The sequence below is a fragment of the Paenibacillus sp. FSL K6-1217 genome, from assembly GCF_045040735.1.
Taxonomy (GTDB): domain Bacteria; phylum Bacillota; class Bacilli; order Paenibacillales; family Paenibacillaceae; genus Paenibacillus_AQ.
Genome location: NZ_CP150271.1, coordinates 1,289,243 through 1,304,875 on the forward strand (window position 1 = coordinate 1,289,243; position 15,633 = coordinate 1,304,875).

General features: G+C 54.3%; 14 protein-coding genes. All 14 read left to right on the top strand.

Annotated features, from left to right (window positions below; all coding sequences use genetic code 11):
- Positions 1-537 precede the first annotated feature (537 nt).
- The 14 genes from MHH28_RS05510 to MHH28_RS05575 all read left to right on the top strand — a co-directional run bounded on the left by MHH28_RS05510 (position 538) and on the right by MHH28_RS05575 (position 15,624).
- Entirely contained in the window at positions 538-1,218 is a 681-nt protein-coding gene (locus MHH28_RS05510; protein ID WP_405112817.1) for a response regulator transcription factor, read from the top strand.
- The gene (locus MHH28_RS05515; protein WP_405112819.1) at positions 1,215-2,969 is read left to right on the top strand and encodes a sensor histidine kinase; all 1,755 of its coding nucleotides are present in this window, start codon (positions 1,215-1,217) and stop codon (positions 2,967-2,969) included. Before MHH28_RS05510 ends, MHH28_RS05515 begins: the two co-directional genes overlap by 4 nt.
- A gap of 40 nt (positions 2,970-3,009) precedes the next feature.
- Positions 3,010-3,534, top strand: coding sequence for a CDP-diacylglycerol--serine O-phosphatidyltransferase (gene pssA, locus MHH28_RS05520; RefSeq protein ID WP_405112821.1), 525 nt, complete (start codon positions 3,010-3,012; stop codon positions 3,532-3,534).
- A 6-nt stretch (positions 3,535-3,540) separates the two neighbouring features.
- Positions 3,541-4,035, top strand: a complete 495-nt coding sequence (locus MHH28_RS05525; protein WP_405112823.1) for a DedA family protein — start codon at positions 3,541-3,543, stop codon at positions 4,033-4,035.
- A gap of 124 nt (positions 4,036-4,159) precedes the next feature.
- Positions 4,160-7,276 (top strand): GNAT family N-acetyltransferase, encoded by a 3,117-nt coding sequence (locus MHH28_RS05530; RefSeq protein ID WP_405112825.1) that lies wholly within the window; start codon positions 4,160-4,162, stop codon positions 7,274-7,276.
- A gap of 20 nt (positions 7,277-7,296) precedes the next feature.
- Complete coding sequence (locus MHH28_RS05535; RefSeq protein ID WP_405112827.1) at positions 7,297-8,169, top strand: amidohydrolase family protein; 873 nt, start codon at positions 7,297-7,299, stop codon at positions 8,167-8,169.
- A gap of 483 nt (positions 8,170-8,652) precedes the next feature.
- On the top strand, positions 8,653-9,162 hold the full coding sequence (locus MHH28_RS05540; protein WP_405112829.1) for an alpha/beta fold hydrolase: 510 nt from the start codon (positions 8,653-8,655) through the stop codon (positions 9,160-9,162).
- A complete protein-coding gene (locus tag MHH28_RS05545; RefSeq protein WP_405112830.1) occupies positions 9,066-9,344 on the top strand; it encodes an alpha/beta fold hydrolase in 279 nt (92 codons plus the stop codon). Before MHH28_RS05540 ends, MHH28_RS05545 begins: the two co-directional genes overlap by 97 nt.
- A gap of 36 nt (positions 9,345-9,380) precedes the next feature.
- The gene (locus MHH28_RS05550; protein WP_405112832.1) at positions 9,381-10,508 is read left to right on the top strand and encodes an NAD(P)/FAD-dependent oxidoreductase; all 1,128 of its coding nucleotides are present in this window, start codon (positions 9,381-9,383) and stop codon (positions 10,506-10,508) included.
- A gap of 161 nt (positions 10,509-10,669) precedes the next feature.
- Positions 10,670-12,268, top strand: a complete 1,599-nt coding sequence (locus MHH28_RS05555; protein WP_405112834.1) for an ABC transporter substrate-binding protein — start codon at positions 10,670-10,672, stop codon at positions 12,266-12,268.
- Positions 12,265-13,254 carry an ABC transporter permease gene (locus tag MHH28_RS05560; protein ID WP_405112836.1) on the top strand — a complete coding sequence of 330 codons (990 nt, stop codon included), beginning with the start codon at positions 12,265-12,267 and terminating at the stop codon, positions 13,252-13,254. The genes MHH28_RS05555 and MHH28_RS05560 overlap by 4 nt, the downstream gene beginning before the upstream one ends.
- Positions 13,251-14,117 carry an ABC transporter permease gene (locus MHH28_RS05565; protein WP_405112839.1) on the top strand — a complete coding sequence of 289 codons (867 nt, stop codon included), beginning with the start codon at positions 13,251-13,253 and terminating at the stop codon, positions 14,115-14,117. The genes MHH28_RS05560 and MHH28_RS05565 overlap by 4 nt, the downstream gene beginning before the upstream one ends.
- Positions 14,114-14,872, top strand: coding sequence for an ABC transporter ATP-binding protein (locus MHH28_RS05570; protein ID WP_405112842.1), 759 nt, complete (start codon positions 14,114-14,116; stop codon positions 14,870-14,872). The genes MHH28_RS05565 and MHH28_RS05570 overlap by 4 nt, the downstream gene beginning before the upstream one ends.
- Positions 14,869-15,624 (top strand): ABC transporter ATP-binding protein, encoded by a 756-nt coding sequence (locus tag MHH28_RS05575; protein ID WP_405112844.1) that lies wholly within the window; start codon positions 14,869-14,871, stop codon positions 15,622-15,624. Before MHH28_RS05570 ends, MHH28_RS05575 begins: the two co-directional genes overlap by 4 nt.
- The last annotated feature ends 9 nt before the right edge of the window (positions 15,625-15,633 follow it).

Genomic DNA, 15,633 nt, shown 5'->3' on the forward strand with positions numbered 1-15,633 from the left:
ATGCAACAATGTGTGTTCCTCAGCTGCATAACTCACCGAATTCCTGCAATAAATACAACAATGCGCTTTATCTAAGCTCAAACGGACGAAGTTCCTGCAAAAAGTACAACATTTATCCAACGCGGTGTTCAGTGAGGTGTTTAATGAGGCGTTTAATGAGGCGTTTAATGAGGCGTTCGGTGAGGCGTACAGTGATGCTACTTTCCCTTTCAAATTTCTGTTCAGTGGGACCACTTTCTCTTTCAGTATGTTTTAGGTCCATTCGCTACCCTACACTCAAACAGCGGAGCGGGCGGAACGATTGTGTAAAAGCGGAGCGTTCGCCTTTGTGTCCGGATTTTCACCGCTAAGGGGAATGAAAAAAATCTGGACACAACAGCGATTGTAACAACGTTCCGTTTGCGTAGCGTCCACCCGAGCGCTAACATTTTGTATACTCTATCACTCATTTTTCAGCTAATTTCACCCCAGGACACATAAAGGACATAACACTCGACTATGCTGAGAGGTATAAACGGGTTGAAAGCAGGGAGTACATTGAACAAAAAATTACTGCTTGTCGAAGACGAGCTGCGTATCCGTGAGCTGGTGTCGGATTACTTCATACAGGACGGCTGGGAGGTGCGCGAAGCCGATAATGGGCAGGACGCGCTCCTATGGTTCGATTCGCTTCTGCCGGATCTGGTGATTCTGGATATTATGATGCCCAAAATGGACGGGTTTCAGGTATGCCGGGAGATCCGCAAGAAATCGGCGACCCCGATCATTCTGCTGACCGCCAAATCCGCCGATGATGACAAAATACACGGCTTCGAGCTGGGAGCCGATGATTATGTGACCAAGCCGTTCAGTCCCAAGGTGCTGGTGGCCCGGGCTGCGGCGCTGATGAAACGGGTCGAAGGCGCACACCAGCCGGAATCCGGTGTAGTGAGATTCGGCTCGGCCATTTTCAATACTATGGCGCACCGTCTAGAAGTGGAAGGCGCCGATGTCGAGCTGACCCCGAAGGAATATGATCTGCTATGGCTGCTGATTCGCAACAAGGGCCATGTAGTCTCGCGGGACACCATCCTCAGCCGGGTCTGGGGAATTGAATTCGAGGGCGACTCCCGGGTCGTAGACAGCCACATCAAGAAACTGCGCAGCAAGCTGGGGTATGAATCCCGCCACATCCGCACAGTCATTGGAACCGGCTACAGATTCGAGGACGAAGAATGAAAAGATGGGGAATTACCTTCAAACTGTTCGTGATGACTGTGATCTTCTTCGTCTGCTTCTACGGGATGGTAATCCTCAGCCAGTTCCTGCTGTTCGACCGCTTCTACCAGATACAGAAGGAGTCCCGTGTGGAGAAGCATCTGAAGAGCTTCGGGACAAGCTACACCAAAGAAGCCTGGGGCAGAACCCGCACTTCCCGCGAACTGGTCCGGTTCATGCTGCGCAACAAGACACAGATGGTCATTATGAAGCCGGATGGACGGATGAAGTCGGAAGATCCGTTCCGCATGAAGCTGATCGACGATAAAGGGCAGACTCAGGTGATTCCCATGTCCCTGTTCATGAATCAGTTCGGCGACATGCTGAGATCGGCCCATCTGAAGGAGAATGACCGTGTGACTATACGGGGAGAGCATGTCGTCAGCGCAAGCGAGCTCGGGCAGCTGTTCTATCCGGTTAATATTACCAAACAAGGCGGAACGCCGGTAGGCGAGGAGGCGGATTCGGACAATACCAGCATTACCGGAACCATTACGGAGCTGGTCCTGCCGGATTTGAAAATATGGAGTCCGCGTCAGGGCATCCTGTTCGAGGCCATAGAGGACTGGTTCCCGTTAAATCCGGGTCAGCTGGAGAGCCTGAGTAATCTGAACATGGTCAAGGAAGAGTGGACGGCTCCCTGGAGCGGTATCCGCAATTCCGTAATGATTCTGCCCGTGAAGCAGGCCAGCGGAGAGATTGAACTGTTGTTCTCTGTGACCTCGCTGCAGGATGTTAAGGATTCCAATGAAGCGCTGCGCTGGTTCTTTTTATACCTGGGGCTTGGCGGGTTCGTACTGATTCTGGTCCTGTCGCTGTTCTATTCCAAGATGGTGACCCGGCCCTTAATCAAGCTCAATAATACGGCCAAACGGATGGTGGCGCTCGATTTCACCGGTCATAACTCCATTCGCCAGAAGGATGAGCTGGGTAACCTGTCCAGAAGCATGTTCACCTTATCGCAAAGTCTGGACACTGCACTGGGCGAGCTTCGGGAGACGAATCAGCAGCTGGTGGAGGAGATGGAGCAGAAAAAGAAGCTGGAGCAGATGCAGCAGGACTTTTTTGCCAGTGCCTCCCATGAGCTGAAGACGCCTCTTAGCATTATCAAGGGCTTCGCCGAAGGGCTGGAGGACGGGGTGAGCGCCGGCAAGCAGGATCATTACATCAAGGTCATTATCGAAGAGGCCGACAAGATGGAGTTCCTGGTAAAAGATATGCTGGACCTGGCCCGGCTGGAGTCCGGCACGATCAAGCTGCGCAAAAGCTCCTTCCTGATAAGCGAAATGACGGAGAAGGTGACCGATAAACTGGTGCATTCCCTTCAAAATAAGCAGCTGGATGTGGTCATTATTCCGGCGAATGAATTACCAGTATATGCGGATGCTACATGGATTGAACAGGTGCTCAGCAATCTGCTGACCAACGCAATCCGTCATGCCGAAGAGGGCAGTACCATAACCGTTAGACTGGAGAGTCAGCCCAAGAAGCTTTTGTTCACCATACACAACAAAGGGGAGCGAATCCCCGAGGATCAGCTGGCGCATGTCTGGGAGCGGTTCTACCGGATCGAGGCTTCACGCAGCCGTCTGACGGGCGGGACCGGACTCGGATTATCCATTGCGAAGCAAATTTTAGATATGCATGGCTGCCGGTATGCAGTGATGAACACCATGGACGGCGTCTGTTTTAGTGTAACCTTTGGAGGCTGAGCCGCCCCATTACTAACTTGTCAGGAAAGGAGTGAACAGCATGAAATGGAGCTGGCTGCCTTCAATGTGCACACTGGGAAACCTGGGCTTCGGATCAATATCCCTGCTATTCACGATTCAAGAACGTTATGATCTTGCTTTATTAATGATACTGCTGGCTGCCATATGCGATGTTATGGACGGACTTCTCGCCCGGATGCTGCATTGCACCAGCGATTTCGGCAAACAACTGGACTCTTTGGCAGATATTATTTCTTTTGGCATCGCTCCCGTCTTTCTTATTCTGTTATACCGGCTGGAGAACGTGCAGTGGGTCGGCCCTGTGGCTGCAGTCGCATTCCTGATCTGCGGAGCGCTGCGCCTGGCCAGATTCAATATCTCGGCTCCCTCCAAGGGCTTCGTGGGAATGCCGATTACTGCTGCCGGGGTGCTTTTGTCGATGACCGCACTTATAGATGAACGGCTGAAGCCGGAAATGGTCATTTTAATTATGGGACTGTTGTCCATACTGATGATAAGCAGGGTTCCGTTCCCTTCGTTCAAAAAATTCGTTAACAGGAAGTGATTGTTCATGCCATGGGTCATCGAGATGATCTCACAATACGGTTATATAGCTATATTCGCGCTGCTGGCGCTCGGGCTTCTCGGACTACCCGTTCCCGATGAGCTGCTGACGCTGTTCGTTGGCTATCTATCCTCTACCATGGTGCTGGATTTCTCGCTTTCGGTTCTGGTCTGCTTCATAGGTTCGATTACAGGCATGCTGATCAGCTACACCATTGGTCTCAGAGTGGGGCAGCCTGTTGTGGACCGGTATGGGAAATGGGTGGGCCTGACGCCCAAACGGTTCGCCTATGTCAAACGCTGGTTTTTCCGGTTCGGCAACTGGACGATATTCATCGCTTACTTCGTTCCGGGTATCCGGCATGTGACCAGCTACATCTCGGGCATCAGCGCCATGTCCTTCCGGAAATATCTGCTGGTCACCCTGGCCGGTGCCTTTACCTGGTCACTCCTGTTTGTCTCTATCGGCTATTTGATAGGTTCCAAGATCACCTTTGTCTAATTAAGTAATATTCTTTTATAATCAAACAGGATCTTACAGTGGCTGATCGTTCTGTTATATACTGCAAGTAGTATTTATGGCTATGAGGGTAGGAACTATAGCGACACAAGGAGGTAGTACTGTAATGCCCGAATTACAAGATATCGTGATTGAAGAATATGTGCCGGCCCGGCACGCCGCTTCGATAGCCGAGATGTGGAACCTAAGCTCAGAGAGCTGGGGCGGAGACGGGGCATACCGGACAGAGGAGAGCGTGCTGAGGGAACATGAGAACAGCCCGATGCTCAAGTTGTTCCTGGCGGTAAGCGGATCTGAGGTCATCGGATATTGCAGCTTCTCCCACTATAAGGAGGACACCGGGGCGCTCTACATCGCTCTGCTCAACGTAAGACCGGATTACCATGGACGCAAGGTCGGCAAGCGGCTGGTAAGGCGTGCAATTGAAGAGACGATTCAGCTGGGCTGGCCGCGGCTGGACCTCTATACCTGGCCTGGTAATGTCAAGGCCGTGCCTACGTATAAGAAAAGCGGGTTCTTCTGGGAGAACCGGGATGATACCACCCACCTGATGAACTTCATTCCTTCTGTGCTCCAGACTGGAGCGGTGAAGGCCTATTTCGAGCGAATCGACTGGTATAACGACAGCATCCGTGAGATTCGGGTCGAGCCTGACGGCCACGGGGCAAACGGGTTCGACTATTTTACGTATGAATGGTTGAAGGACGGCCTGTCGCTGAAGATGGAATATGAGCGGACCGGCCGCGGCCTGCGCCTGATTGAGACGGAGGATTACCGGATACAGGTTACGATTCCTGCACAGCATGAGCTGCCTTTTGGAGCGGAATACCCTGTCATTTATGAAGCCGTTAACAAAAGCGGGAAGCCTTTGTCGCTGCAAATTAGCGGTAAAAGCAACGCGCAAATCCGCTTGGAGCTGGAGGCTGCCCGGGAGATCGAATCGGAGGCACGGATCGAAGGCCGTTTCTTCGTCCAGCCAGTGGAGGAGGAGCAGGATCTCTATCAGACCCACCCTGTGGTAGAGGCTGAGCTGCTTATTAACGGGCTGCCTGCTGTCTTCAAGCTTGGCATTAAGCCAAAGTTCCCGGTCAAGGTGAAGCTGCATCTGCCGGACCGGACGCTCTTCGCGGGCGAAGCGGTGGAGCTGGATGTAACGGTGGAGAACGAGTACAGCAAGGACACCGTGTTCAGCTTTGAGCTGCCGGAGGACGAGATCCTGGCGTTCGGCCAGACCCGGATTACCGTAGAGGTTCCGGCCAAGAGCCGCAGAACGGTTACCGCAGCAGCCCGGCTGCTTAGCTACGGCATTTGGCATCATACCGTGAGCATCCGCAGTGCAGAAGAGGGTGCGGACTCTGCTCTGCTGGAGCAGGAGCTGAGTCTGGTCTTCACCGGAGCCGAGGCTGTTATCGGCGGCAAGACCGATAAGGATTGGATCATCAGCAACGGCCGTTATTCGGCTTCCCTGAATAAAGCAAGCAATGCGATTAATCTGTTTGAAGGCCGCAAGTATATCATGAGCCTGCCTTATCCTAAGCTGGGACTGCCTTATACGAATGAATTCAAGAAATTCTCCGCGCTGGATGTGAAGATCTCCAGGGATCAAGAGGCTATCATACTGGAGGCCTCCTATAAGGCCGGCATCAGAGAAGGCCTGCTGCTGACGATGGTTGTGAAGCTGCTGGGCAACGGGCTTGTCTCCCGGTATTTCAGAATCGATAACCCGCAGGAAGCCGATCAAGACGAAGAACTGTTCCTGAAGGACAGCTTCCTCTTCAGCTTGCATGGAGGCGTCATCCCTTACCGCGGCAAATATATAGATCTGAGCATAGGGCCAGAAGCCTCAAGCCCCGATTACTGGGAAGCGCAGGAATTCACGGAGAACTGGATGTTCGCTGCGGATGAAGGCTTCTCCAGAGGGATTAGCTGGCCGGCAGAACTCCAGCTGATTCAGGAGTCGTGGATGCATGCTGTGGAGCACTCCCTGGGGCGGATTCCGGCAGGCGGTCATAAGGAGACGCTACCGCTGCGGATTGCGCTGGGAACCTGGGACGAATGGCAGGATTTCCGGGCGTATGCGCTGCATAGCGGCAACAATGGGGAGGAATTGACCACTACAGAGCAACTGGAGCTGAGTCTGAATAACGGGAATCCGTTCTTGAATGGAGACGCTGAGCTTCTCCTTCACGAGCTGAAGAAGAGTTATCTTGATGGTGAGATTCGTATATCTTCGGGAGCAGGCAGCATGGAGGCAACCAGGCTAACGGTGCAGGAGAAAGAGAAGCTTAGAGAAGCGGCTCTGCCGCTGACAGTGCCAGCAGGCGCTGCCCCGGATGTGCTGACCCTGCATCTGGATATGGACAGTTATATGCAGGATCATTCCTTTCTGGTCTTGCCGGTCGCGGATGAACGTGTCCGGCAGGAGAGACTCACAGTAGAAGGGGCACAGGTACTGGCTGTGGACAACGGGATTCTGCGGATCCAGGCCAGCCCTGACTTTGCGCCGGGATTGTTCTCGCTTGCCCGTCAGGGCGAGGAATGGCTGGAATCTTCTTTTCCGCAGCCGGTCGCGAAGTCCTGGTGGAATCCGTGGGTGGGCGGCATCGTAACCTGTGTGGCAGATATCGCCTTGCGCAGCTTCATGAATGAGCCGGTTGCCGCTGATTTCGCAGAACTGACGGATACTAAGGGCAACCGGTGGTCGGGTATACGCATGAGCGTAACCATTCAGAAGAATGATAATTACAAAGGACTCGTGTTGCATCAATATTTCATGCTGCTGCCGGGCGTTCCCATGCTGGTCTCTACGGTACATGTGGAGCAGCATGCAGGAAGACCTCTGCGTCCGTTGCAGCTTGAGACTTCCACCTTCTATACCGCCGCCTCAGGCATTAAGGATGGCCGGGGATACCTCAAGAACAGCCGGGGTGAAGAGCTGGTGTATAAGGCAGGCCGGGCACAGGCAGGCGCTAAAAGTACAAACGGGCTTCTGCAACTGGGTTCAGGGGAGCGGCAGCACCGCCTGACATTAATTGCAGCACCTGAGCATTCCTCGCCCTCTCTTATGGTGAATGCCGATGCAATAACGTCTTATACGGAAGAGTACCTGCATCTGCAGGATGGCAAGGAGCAGTTCACCAAGCCGCAATTCTATCTGATCTCGGATCTTCAGGTACCTGAGCAGGCCTATGGGGATCTGCTGTCGATCCGGTTCAAGAAGTGAGTCAGAGAAAGGAAGGTTCCATGAAAATCATTGACGCACATGTGCATTATTCCAATATTGCAGCCTTCCACGACACGGCGCAGACCTTGGCGCATATCGATTATACCGGCAAGGGACTCCTGGAGGAGTTCCGCCGCAGCGGCGTCATTGCCGGAGTCGGCATGGGAGTGACCGAGACGGTTGCCGGAGCTTTTCCCGATTCCGCTGCCCTGAATCCCATGCTGCTTGACCTGAGCGAGACGCTGCCGGACAATCTGTTCACCTGCGTGGGGATCAACCCGCTCACCCTTCATCTGGAGGGGCAGCTCGAAGCGCTGGAGCAATCGTTGCAGCGGACGGATGTTGTGGGCATCAAGCTGTACGCCGGATACTACCACTTCAATGTGGGGGATGAGATCTATGATCCGGTCTATAAGCTGGCTGCGGCCTACGGTCTGCCCGTTGTCATTCATGGCGGACTGACTTACGCCGACCAGGGGCTGCTGAAGTATTCCCATCCGCTGTCCATGGAGGAGACCTTCCTGAAGCACCGGGAGATTACCTTCATGCTCTGCCATCTGGGCGATCCCTGGGTGATGGACACCGCAGCCCTGCTGGAGAAGAATCCTAACCTGTATACGGACTTGTCCGGCTGGATTGTCGGTGATCAGGCCAAGGTAGACCGGCTGCTGACCGAGCAGACCTATACCGATCATTTCCGCCGGGCGATTGTGTTCGCCGAGAAATACGACCGGCTGGTCTTCGGCACCGACTGGCCGCTGGTTCCGCTGGATGCTTATATTACCTTCGTGAAGTACCTGATCCCGGAAGCCTACCTTGAGGATGTCTTTTATAACAACGCACTCCGTGTGTTCCCTAAGCTTGCGGAGCGGATCAGAGAACTGAATCTATAATGATGGTTTTTATTGCATGCCCCCGGAATGGTATTCCGGGGGTTTTCGGTTTGTTGCGCGGGGCAGGCTACTACTTCTGACGAATGACCTGTGGTAAGCTGAGAGTAGTGCTGCAACAGTTTTACAACTGTTAGAATGAACTTTAGGGTGTTAAAGTCTGAGCATGAACATCGAGCTGATAGCGGGCTGAACCTGCACCCGTGAGGAAGATTTCATTCTGTTCGTAGCTAACCCCCTGCGATAAATGTATTCTATGCAACTAAAAACAGGGAAAAGGAAGCCTTTCCTCTTTTAACTGTAGTTTGTACAACTACATTTGCCGGGATGGGCGAATAACTGTAGTTTGTACAACTACATTTGCCGGGATGGGCGAAAATCCAAGTATAAAAGCATTTTAATTGCACGAAATACATCTAAACGGGGATTTGGCGGCGCATTAGACGATATAGTTGTATAAATTGCAATTAAGGCACCGGAGAAACGTTGATCTTCCTGCACAGTCATTATTCCCGCAGCATGCTGGCCTTCAGCAGCCAGGTTCTGGATTTCCAGAACCAATACAGTTGTTACTTCCCGGATCTGAGAGGGCATGGAAGGACCCGCTGCCGGGATCTGGACTGGTCTACTCCACGAATAGCTGAGGATGTCGCCGGATTCATGGATCGAATGAACATTGAACGGGCACATCTTATTGGATATAGTATGGGAGCGGGCGTAGGGCTATACCTGGCAGTGAATCATCCGGGACGGATTGCTACGCTGACTACGATTGGAACCAGCGGCTTCTGTGAACCGGCTGGAGCCGGGAGTACGAACCTGAACAGCTGCTGGCGAATCAGCCAGCAAGCCTTCATTGATCAGATGATCGAGAGGCATCAAGAGGCCCATCAGGGGAATTGGAAATATTATTTGCGGCAAACGGTGCAGGACTGGATCAGATACCCGGATCTCACGGAGGAGCAACTGGGCAGTATAACCTGCCCGCACTGCTAATTTCAGGGGAGCATGATCCGTTTGCGGGAGAGGATAGAACAGCGAAGCTCGCTTCCCTCCTTACGAATGCAAGGACACTGATCGTTCAGGGAGCGGGTCACCGCCCGCATATGCTAAGGGAACAGTCTATCCTGGTGAACGATACCATTCTTGAATTCCTTGCACAGAACCCTATCCACTAACACAAGGGGATATCCACATCCAGAAAGGAAGTACAGATGAAGAAAGTGATCGTGATCGGAGCGGGCATTCTCGGAGCCTCGGCAGCCTACCAGCTGGCAGTGATGGGGGCAGAGGTGCTTGTTGTAGACCGTAAAGACAATGGACAAGCTACGGATGCAGCCGCAGGCATCATCTGTCCCTGGCTGTCGCAGCGGCGCAATCAGGCCTGGTACCGGCTGGCGAAGGCGGGGGCGCGGTTCTACCCTGAGCTGATTCAGCAGCTGAAGCAAGGCGGAGAAGCGAATACCGGTTACGCCCGGGTTGGAGCTCTTAGTATACATACGGATGACAGCAAGCTCGACAGGATTGAAGAACGGGCACGGATGCGGCTGGCGGATGCACCGGAGATCGGCGATATCACGCGGCTTACCGCACAGGAGACCCGTGAACGGTTCCCGCTGCTGGCGGAAGGATACGCCTCAGTTCATATCAGCGGTGCCGCCAGAGTGGATGGCCGCGCCTTGCGGGACGCTTTGCTTCATTCTGCACAGCAGCAGGGCGCGGTCATGGTTACAGGTGACGCTGCGCTGGCCTTTGAACCGGGCCGGGTAACCGGAGTCAACGCAGGGGGACACTATTATCCGGCGGATGAAGTGATTATTTGTGCAGGTGCATGGGCGAACCCGCTGCTCCGGCCGCTGGGCATTGACTTCAAGGTGAGCTACCAGAAGGGGCAAATCATGCATTTGCAGGTGCCTGACTCTAAGGATACGGAAGTCTGGCCGGTGGTGATCCCGCCAAGCGATCAATATCTGCTCGCTTTTGCCCGGCAGCAGATTGTGATCGGAGCTACTCATGAGAATGATATAGAAGGATATAATACCAGAGTGACCGCCTGGGGGATGCAGGAGATTCTGGATAAGGGACTGGAAGTGGCGCCTGGGCTGGCAGATGGAATCTTCGGCGAAGTGAGGGTCGGCTTCCGGCCGTTCACTCCGGGATTTCTGCCGGTCATAGGGGCTGTCCCCGGGTGGAGTGGAGTCCTTGCGGCCAATGGGCTTGGGGCATCAGGGCTTACGATGGGACCTTTTATCGGTTGTCAGCTGGCGAAGCTGGCACTCGGCAGAGCGCCTGATCTGGAGCTGGACGATTATAGCCTTCAGAGAGCCATAACGGGCGGATGATTACGAATACATTTCCTTCATTGGAACATTATGATTCAATTCGGCTGACCGGATGAATTTTTGTTTGACAGAAGTGAAGGTCTGATCCATAATACAATCCATACTAAACATATATGATTTATAGGAAGGGTGGATCACACGTGATTAAATTGAAAGCTTCTATGAGAAAAACAGCAGGGCTAGGCACACTTGCGGTACTGTTCGTATCGCTGCTTGCCGGCTGCTCCGGGTCCGCTAATCCTGCGGATTCTGGTAATGGGACTCAGGCTAGTAGCGCTCCAGCCGCAACGGAAAGTGCAAGCACAGCAGAGCCTGCTGCAGGAGGCACCTTCGTGTATGGCCGCCCGGCTGCCGTAACCTCGTTTGATCTGCATAACCAGATTACCTCGAATAACGCGTTTGCGATTGATAAAGTATTTGAATCGCTGGTTGCTTTTGACAGCAAGGGTGAAATTACCGATCAGCTCGCAGCCTCGCATACGGTCAGCGAAGACGGCTTAACCTATACGTTCGTGCTGCGCGATGGCCTGAAGTTCTCGAACGGCACGCCGGTGACCGCAGAAGATGCGGTATTCTCCCTCCAGCGGCATCTGAAGGTTGGCGGTCCGCTGGCCATCTCGGCCAAGGTGGATACGGCTAAGGCACAGGATGAGAAGACACTTGTAATCACGCTAAAAGAGCCTTACACCCCGTTCATCTCGGAGCTGTCGAACTTCTCGAACGGCATTATCCCGAATAACTTCGGCGGAGTGACTGAAGAAGAATTCTTCAAAAAGCCGGTTGGCACCGGGCCATTCGTGATCGAGACATGGGACCCGGCAGGTGATGTGACCTTCACCAAGAATACCAACTACTGGAAGGAAGGGCAGCCTTATATCGACAAGCTTGTCTATAAGCTGATCCAGGACGACAGCCAGGCCATCAACCAGCTTAAAGCTGGAGCGGTGAATGCAGTTGAAGCCCTGTCGCTACAGAATGCAGGCGAGATCAAGGACGGTGCAGACACAACAGTGGTTACGAACGGAAGCTGGGTGACAGAGCAGCTCTTCTTCAATACCCTGGATAAGCACTTCTCCGATGTGCATGTCCGCCGGGCGCTGGCACTGGCTCTGGACCGTGACGGGCTGACCAAGGCCCTGACCTTCGGCTATGCGCAGACGGCAACTTCCCTGCTGCCGACAACGATTCCATACAATGCCAATGACAAGATCAAGGCACTGAGCTTCGATCCGGCGGCTGCCAAGGCAGAGCTGGCCCAATCGGCCTTCCCTGACGGCTTCTCCACCAAGCTGCTGGTAGCCTCCGGCAACAGCACCCGGGCCCAGGAAGCCCAGATTATTCAGGCAGCCGGTCAGGCCATCGGAATCAAGATTGAGATTGAGTCCGTGGAGCTGGCTACCTTCCGTGAACGCTTCTTCGCCTATGATTTCGCGGCGATGCTGAACAGCGGCCAGGCGGATTCCCCGGAAGCGAACTCGATCCTGGCGTTCCAGACCGACCCCGAAGGCTTCAGCAAATCGTATTGGACTCATTACACAAATGACAAAGTAACCAAGCTGTTATATGAGGGCCAGAAGACAGCTGACGGTGAAGGCCGGGCTACCATCTACACCGAGCTTCTCCAGACGCTTGCAGATGAAGTTCCTTACATTCCGCTGTACTATCCGGATATCCTGATTGGCGCCCGTTCTTCTGTAGACGGACTCGTGGTTCTGCCTAACGGCAGCGTCCGTCTGGAAGCTGTCCGACTCTCTAAATGATGAAATCCAGGCTAAACCTTAGCGGTGCAGCTGGACACAACGGTTCTTACAAGTGGCTGGCCTTAGCCCTTGTAAGAGCCTTGCTTGTTATCCTCTGCGTAATGACGGCTGTCTTTTTTCTGATCCGAATCGTACCCGGGGACCCCGCCAAAATGATTCTCGGCGAATACAGCACACCTGAAGCGCTGAAGAATATGCACCACACGCTGGGACTGGATCTCTCCTTATGGGAGCAGTTCACCCGTTTCGTGAAGCTGCTGTTCACTCAGGGAGATACCGGTAACTCGATTATAGCGGGTACCTCGTCCAGAGAGCTGATCGTTGAGCGCGCTCCTGTCACCTTGCTGCTGATTGTGATCGCCTCGGTGCTGGCGATGATTACAGCCCTTCTGCTGGCCACGGTTGCTGCCACCCACAAGGATAAGCTGCTGGACCATCTGATCCGGATTATTCCGGCAATTACCCTGGGGATGCCGGTCTTCTGGGTTGGCATTCTGTTCATTCTGTTCTTCAGCGTCCGGCTGGGTTGGTTCCCTGTTGGGGGAATCGGTGAGGGCTGGCTGGGTACGCTCCATAGTCTGGTGCTTCCGGCGGTCACGATTGCTTTTTCACAGATTCCTACACTGGTCCGTTCGCTGCGTGCGCAGATGCTGGAAGTGCTGGAATCGGAGTTCATCGTCACGCTCCGGGCAGCAGGCATCCCGTCCAGGGTGATCCTGTTCAAGCATGTACTGCGCAATTCGGCACTGCCGACCCTGATGCTGCTTGGAGTGAATGTCTCCTACCTGATCGGGGGGACGCTCGTTGTGGAGCAGGTCTTCGGCATCAAGGGCATCGGCAGTCTGCTGTTCACCTCCATCTCGAATAGGGACTTCCCGGTAATTCAGGGGATAGCGCTCTATTGTGCGCTGGCTGTGGTGGTCATCAGTCTGCTGATCGAAATCATCTCCGGGTGGCTTGATCCCAGAACGAAGGGGCAATCATGAATACTACACAGATAGACACAACCTTGCCGGACACCCGGAAGCCCGCAGGCGGACTGCGAAGAGTACTTCACACCCCGCCCCTGCTGATCGGGATCATTATGTTCGCTGTACTTATATTGCTTGCCATCTTCATCCCGTATTTAAGCCCTTACGATCCGTCTGAGCAGAATCTGAGCGCTTTCCTGCAGCCGCCTTCCGCTGCCCACTGGCTCGGCACCGACCAGCTTGGCCGTGATTTGTTCACCAGACTGGTGTATGCCGCCCGGACGGATCTGACGATCATGGTGCTGGCTGAGATTATTCCGTTCTGCACGGGAGTCATGCTGGGCATGATCTCGGGGTACTATGGCAAATGGACGGATAGAATCATATCGCTGATCACGGACACTTTTATTGCCTTCCCGTTCTATCTGATCGTCATTATTGTGGCCTTCGCCAGCGGGGCAGGGGAGCGCGGGATCTATATCACCTTCATTCTCGTAGGATGGATTGTCTTCGCCCGTGTGGTCAGAGGACTGAGCGCTTCTTTCCGTAAGCAGGAGTGGATTGCCTCAGCCCAGACGCTTGGTCTGCCCGGACACCGCATCCTTCTGCGCCATCTTCTGCCCAATGTATTGCCGCAAGCCGTTGTCGTGCTGATGACGGATATGATCGGACTCCTGGTGGCCATCGTTACGCTGGGTTACCTGGGGATCGGGATTGCACCGCCTACGCCGGACTGGGGGACGATGATCGCAGATGGACAACCTTTCATTACAACAGCTTGGTGGCTGTCAGCGGTTCCTGGCTTCGCGGTCGTGTATACCGGAATTGCGTTGTCACTTCTGGGAGACGGGCTGGCTGATATATGGAGGAAAAAATGATGACTACACAACCTGTCCTTGAAATCGAAGGACTGACACTCACCGCCTTATCGAAAGAAATTCTGGTCCATAACGTCAGCTTCGCACTGCAACGCGGAGAAAGTCTCGGACTGGTCGGTGAATCCGGCTCCGGCAAATCACTTACGCTGCGGGCGATCCTCGGTCTGCTGCCGCGCGGTGTGGAGCAGACTGGCGGAATGGTCCGCAGCAAGGTGAGCAGTGCGATGGTGTTCCAGGACCCCAGAGGTGCGCTGGACCCGCTCTGCCCGGTAGTGAAGCAACTGACCGAGGTCGTATACTACAGACAGCGAACCAGTCTGAAGGCTGCCCGGCGCATTGCCCTGGAGCTGCTTGAACGGCTGGGGCTTCCAGACTCGCTGAAGACAACAGACCGTTATCCGGGACAGCTCTCCGGCGGCCAGTGCCAGCGTGTGGTCATTGCGCTGGCGCTGGCCTGCAAGCCGGGCATACTGCTCTGCGATGAGCCGACTACCGCGCTGGATGTGACCGTTCAGCGCCAGATTATCGATACGATCACCAGTCTCCAGGAGGAGCTGGGCTTCGCTATGGTCTTTGTGACCCACAACCTGGCGATTGCCTCCAATCTCTGCTCCAGACTGGTTGTAATGAAGCAGGGCCGGATGATTGAGCATGGGGAGACACATAGCCTGCTGCGGCATCCGGCTGAGGCGTATACACAGATGTTAATCGATGCGGTGCTCCCGCTGCCGGAGCTGGAAGGAGGCAGAGCATGATGACAGTTGCCCTGCAGGTGAAGGATATTACAGTCCGTTACGGAGGATTCACTGCCCTGGATGAGATCCGGCTGGAGCTTGAGCGGCACACTACGCTGGGCCTTGTCGGTGAATCCGGCTCCGGGAAATCAACGCTGGCCCGGGTTATCGCCGGATTGATCACCCCTGACCAAGGACAGATTCTGCTGGGTGCTGAGCCACTAGGCAAGAAGCGGAGCAAGGCGCAGCATAAGCAGATTCAGATGATCTTCCAGAACCCGGATGCGTCGCTGAATCCCCGGCATACCGTCCGGCAGATTCTGGCCGAAGCCTTGTTGTTTCACCGGATTGTAGAGCGTTCGCAGGTCGAGCGCAGAAGTAAGGAGCTGCTTGGGCAGGTGGAGCTGGATGCCAGATCCCTGGACAGATATCCGCATGAATTCTCCGGCGGCCAGCGCCAGCGGATCGCCATTGCCCGCGCGCTTAGCGTGGAGCCGGGCCTGCTGATCGCCGATGAGCCCACCAGTGCCTTGGATGTCTCTGTGCAGCGCAGCGTGCTGGAGCTGTTCCACACGCTGCAAGCCGAGCTTAATCTTACGATGCTGTTCATCTCCCATGATCTGGGAGTGATTCATGCCGTCTGCGATACCGTCGCTGTCATGCGTCAAGGACAGCTGGTCGAGGTGAACACGAAGGATGAGTTCTTCGTGCGGCCGGGGCATGAATACAGCCGTGAGCTGTTGTCTGCGGTGCCCAAGATGCCGCAATATTGAACATTCAAC

Bases quoted from the DNA above. Each gene is read 5' to 3' on its own strand.
- MHH28_RS05515 (WP_405112819.1), top strand. From the start codon at position 1,215: ATGAAAAGATGGGGAATTACCTTCAAACTGTTCGTGATGACTGTGATC.
- pssA (WP_405112821.1), top strand. From the start codon at position 3,010: ATGAAATGGAGCTGGCTGCCTTCAATGTGCACACTGGGAAACCTGGGC.
- MHH28_RS05525 (WP_405112823.1), top strand. From the start codon at position 3,541: ATGCCATGGGTCATCGAGATGATCTCACAATACGGTTATATAGCTATA.
- MHH28_RS05530 (WP_405112825.1), top strand. From the start codon at position 4,160: ATGCCCGAATTACAAGATATCGTGATTGAAGAATATGTGCCGGCCCGG.
- MHH28_RS05535 (WP_405112827.1), top strand. From the start codon at position 7,297: ATGAAAATCATTGACGCACATGTGCATTATTCCAATATTGCAGCCTTC.
- MHH28_RS05550 (WP_405112832.1), top strand. From the start codon at position 9,381: ATGAAGAAAGTGATCGTGATCGGAGCGGGCATTCTCGGAGCCTCGGCA.
- MHH28_RS05555 (WP_405112834.1), top strand. From the start codon at position 10,670: ATGAGAAAAACAGCAGGGCTAGGCACACTTGCGGTACTGTTCGTATCG.
- MHH28_RS05560 (WP_405112836.1), top strand. From the start codon at position 12,265: ATGATGAAATCCAGGCTAAACCTTAGCGGTGCAGCTGGACACAACGGT.
- MHH28_RS05565 (WP_405112839.1), top strand. From the start codon at position 13,251: ATGAATACTACACAGATAGACACAACCTTGCCGGACACCCGGAAGCCC.
- MHH28_RS05570 (WP_405112842.1), top strand. From the start codon at position 14,114: ATGATGACTACACAACCTGTCCTTGAAATCGAAGGACTGACACTCACC.
- MHH28_RS05575 (WP_405112844.1), top strand. From the start codon at position 14,869: ATGATGACAGTTGCCCTGCAGGTGAAGGATATTACAGTCCGTTACGGA.